This is a genomic window from Marinagarivorans algicola, assembly GCF_001292705.1.
GTDB lineage: Bacteria > Pseudomonadota > Gammaproteobacteria > Pseudomonadales > Cellvibrionaceae > Marinagarivorans > Marinagarivorans algicola.
Genome location: NZ_LGAK01000086.1, coordinates 1 through 3,018 on the forward strand (window position 1 = coordinate 1; position 3,018 = coordinate 3,018).

Annotated in this window: 4 protein-coding genes and 1 pseudogene; all 5 read left to right on the plus strand. The window is 44.6% G+C overall.

Annotated elements, in window-relative coordinates; all coding sequences use genetic code 11:
- Positions 1 to 196: 196 nt before the first annotated feature.
- Positions 197 to 661, plus strand: a pseudogene (locus tag AC438_RS16175) (tyrosine-type recombinase/integrase); the annotation flags it as partial.
- Between the two features lie 33 nt (positions 662 to 694).
- The gene (locus tag AC438_RS16180; protein WP_053982303.1) at positions 695 to 973 is read left to right on the plus strand and encodes a BrnT family toxin; all 279 of its coding nucleotides are present in this window, start codon (positions 695 to 697) and stop codon (positions 971 to 973) included.
- Positions 951 to 1,202: a BrnA antitoxin family protein gene (locus AC438_RS16185; RefSeq protein ID WP_053982304.1), complete on the plus strand. Its 252-nt coding sequence runs from the start codon at positions 951 to 953 to the stop codon at positions 1,200 to 1,202. The genes AC438_RS16180 and AC438_RS16185 overlap by 23 nt, the downstream gene beginning before the upstream one ends.
- 356 nt (positions 1,203 to 1,558) lie before the next feature.
- Positions 1,559 to 2,131 carry a hypothetical protein gene (locus tag AC438_RS16195; protein WP_053982306.1) on the plus strand — a complete coding sequence of 191 codons (573 nt, stop codon included), beginning with the start codon at positions 1,559 to 1,561 and terminating at the stop codon, positions 2,129 to 2,131.
- Positions 2,128 to 2,607: a hypothetical protein gene (locus AC438_RS16200; RefSeq protein WP_053982307.1), complete on the plus strand. Its 480-nt coding sequence runs from the start codon at positions 2,128 to 2,130 to the stop codon at positions 2,605 to 2,607. The genes AC438_RS16195 and AC438_RS16200 overlap by 4 nt, the downstream gene beginning before the upstream one ends.
- Positions 2,608 to 3,018: the final 411 nt, after the last annotated feature.

Consider the following 3,018-nt stretch of genomic DNA (forward strand, 5'->3'; position numbering starts at 1 on the left):
AGTTCGACCTGCCTGAATATATACCCTAACACGATAATTAATACTGTGTTGATAGCTAGAAGTAATAAGGCCATAATTTAGCATGTTTTAGGTTGGGCGGTGTTAATTGTTGGGCTGTTCTAGTAGGTGTTTTTTGGAGTGAGTGTCCTTGTATTATCCTTGTATTAGGGCATCCTTGTATTAGGGCAAAGGCAAAAAAGACCGTTTCGTACCCATCAGCGAACGCGCCATGCAATGGCTAACGCACTATCGCGACGAGGCCCGCATAGGCTTCGCCATCGAACCCGATCCTCATAATTTATTCCTCGAAAGAACCGGCCAACCCCTCACACCCGATCGCCTTAGCCGCTTAGTCACCAAATACATCAAACAAGCCGATATTGGCAAAAGCGGCAGCTGCCACTTATTCCGCCATACCGTGGCTACGCTGATGCTCGATAACGGCGCCGACATCCGCTTTATCCAGCAAATGCTAGGGCACGCCAGCATCGGCACCACCGAAATCTACACTCATGTCAGCATTGTAAAACTCAAGCAAATTCACGAACTAACGCACCCGACCATGCATCGGGAGGAGCGAGTTGACGAGCCTGAATCGACAAAAGAAGTGGTATTGGCGGCGTTAGAAGCAGAGCGTGACGAAAAGGCAGAATTGGAGTAAAGTGTATGTACAAATGTCAATACAGGGGTGCCCATGTACTTTGAGTGGGATGAAGTTAAAAACGCGATCAATATCCAAAAGCACGGCATCGACTTTAATGATGTGAAAGACCTGTTTAATCATCCTATGTTGACGTTATTAGATACCCGAGAAGATTACGGCGAAGACCGCTGGATAGGGGTTGGCTGGATACAGCAGCTAATCGGTGTGGTAGTGTATGTTGAGCGCCACGAAGATACCATCCGTATTATCTCGGCCCGAAAAGCGACTAAAAACGAGGTGCGCCGTTATGAGCAAAGTGTCAAAAACTGATTGGAAACGATTAGCTGAAATGAAAGATAGCGACATTGATACCAGTGATATACCTGAGCTGGATGATGCTTTCTTTTTAAATGCCGAAGTCAAAGTGCCCGCCAAACAACCGGTAACCTTAAGGCTAGATAGCGATGTGCTGGGGTGGTTTAAATCTCAGGGAGCGGGTTACCAAACGCGCATTAATAAGCTGCTACGCAGCTACATGGAAAATCAAACACACCGATAAAAGCTTGTTTATGGGAGGCGTCAAGCTTCTTTCGCCGCCGGGCACTTGGCTTGCAAAACAAAAGGCGCAAGCCAAGTGCCCAGCTGCATTGTGCCAAGCGGCTAGTTGGTCACTCCGTAAAAGGGTGGCTAATAAGGTTGCGGCCTGTTCCCTCCGGCTGTTGTCACTTTGCTTGCAAAAGAACAATAGCCGCAAGCAAAGCGCCAACAACCTCCAGTCTTTAAGCGCGCAGCTTCTTCGGCCGCGCCCTGCGCGCACCTTGCCCAGCGCCGGTATTTACTCCAGTCGGCACCGAGATTAAAAAGAAAAGTCGCGTCGGGGAAAAAATTTCGCACAGGCCAAATGCATCGGGTAAAATGCTGCGCAAAGCCGCATATGCACTGGGCAAAACGGTAGTGAGCTACAATGTTGTGTCGGGGGCATGCTGTTCACAAAAGGTGAGTGGCCCTGGTGGGGGAGGCTCCACAGGTAGTCAGAGTGCTTTTCAAAAAGAATTGAATGGATTGGTTAGCGATGGAGTTTTAAGCAAGCACCATAGTTTTAAGAGTTCAGATGCAGCGGCAGTAGAAGTGTTAAGCGTAACCGCGCCATTATCAAAAAAATATGGACTAGAGGTCGGTGGTAGTATTTGGAAAGACAAAAAGGGTTGGCACTATACGACGCCTGAAATCGGGTCTGCTACAGGTGTAGGCGTTGCAGGCGGTTATATTGGATACCATACGCATACAAGCGATGGCTTGAAGTTTAGCAATGCTTTTTGGCCAAGAATGGGGGCGGCGACACATGATGCCGGAATGGTCAGCCGTTACAATCAGCCACTATATTTGGGGGTTCACTATGGCGGAAATACTTTGATTGGTGTTTGTAGCCCGGGCAGTTGTAGTGCGACAGGACGTTTTGGAACTTCTCTTAGTAGGGTCTTGCAATGAAAATTTATATAATTTCTCTTGTTGTTTTTTTGAATATGGCTTGTCAAGCTGGAGGTCGCCATTTGGCGAGTGAAGACAGCTTACATGCGGTTAATGGAGCTTCCTCAATTAATACATGTATTGGGGAGTATGAGCGAATTACAAATAAAGCTATTGGTAATGAAATTGATCGGGCTTTTGTGCTTGCCAATAAAAATAAATATGAAGTTATATTTTCAAAGGGTAGCACTGGAATTTTTGAAAAAAGAGATGAACGATACGCAGCGTTTTTATGGTGCGGTTTAGTACTTTCTGATGTTCCGATGATTTATTACTTGAGTGACGGGTTGGGTGACCCGCTTATAGATATTGACGGTATTAGTCAAATATCTGATGAAGACACTCGAGATGCCTGGGATATTGTTTTTGTTAAAAAAAGTGGAGAGTTTGAATTTCACCAAAAAAAGCTATATAACCCTGATAGCTATCAATTTTAACTATGAAAAAAACATCTAGAACATCCACAATATTTTCTAGCCAGCTAAATAAATTGGATAGATAGCCCGTAAAATCTACTTAGACAGGCATGCCAAAAAGAAAATGACACTAAGTTTTATCGACTATCGTATCGCCACGCCAAAATAATAGAATAGCTGGGACATGCACTCGTTTTAAATCATTCTGGTTATTAGTCTGATCCTTTTATAACGCATATTAAAGTGCCATACCAAAAGCCGCTAAAGCTTAACTGCCTTAGCGGCTTTTTTATTATTTATCGCCCTTGGATTACAGTCTCTAGGCTAAAATCTACTTAGACAGGCATGCCAAAAAGTAAATGACACTAAGTTTTATCGACTATTGTATCGCCACGCCAAAATAATCGCTAACAACGCATTAATGTAATAAAA

Bases quoted from the DNA above. Each gene is read 5' to 3' on its own strand.
- AC438_RS16180 (WP_053982303.1), top strand. From the start codon at position 695: ATGTACTTTGAGTGGGATGAAGTTAAAAACGCGATCAATATCCAAAAG.
- AC438_RS16185 (WP_053982304.1), top strand. From the start codon at position 951: ATGAGCAAAGTGTCAAAAACTGATTGGAAACGATTAGCTGAAATGAAA.
- AC438_RS16195 (WP_053982306.1), top strand. From the start codon at position 1,559: ATGCTGCGCAAAGCCGCATATGCACTGGGCAAAACGGTAGTGAGCTAC.
- AC438_RS16200 (WP_053982307.1), top strand. From the start codon at position 2,128: ATGAAAATTTATATAATTTCTCTTGTTGTTTTTTTGAATATGGCTTGT.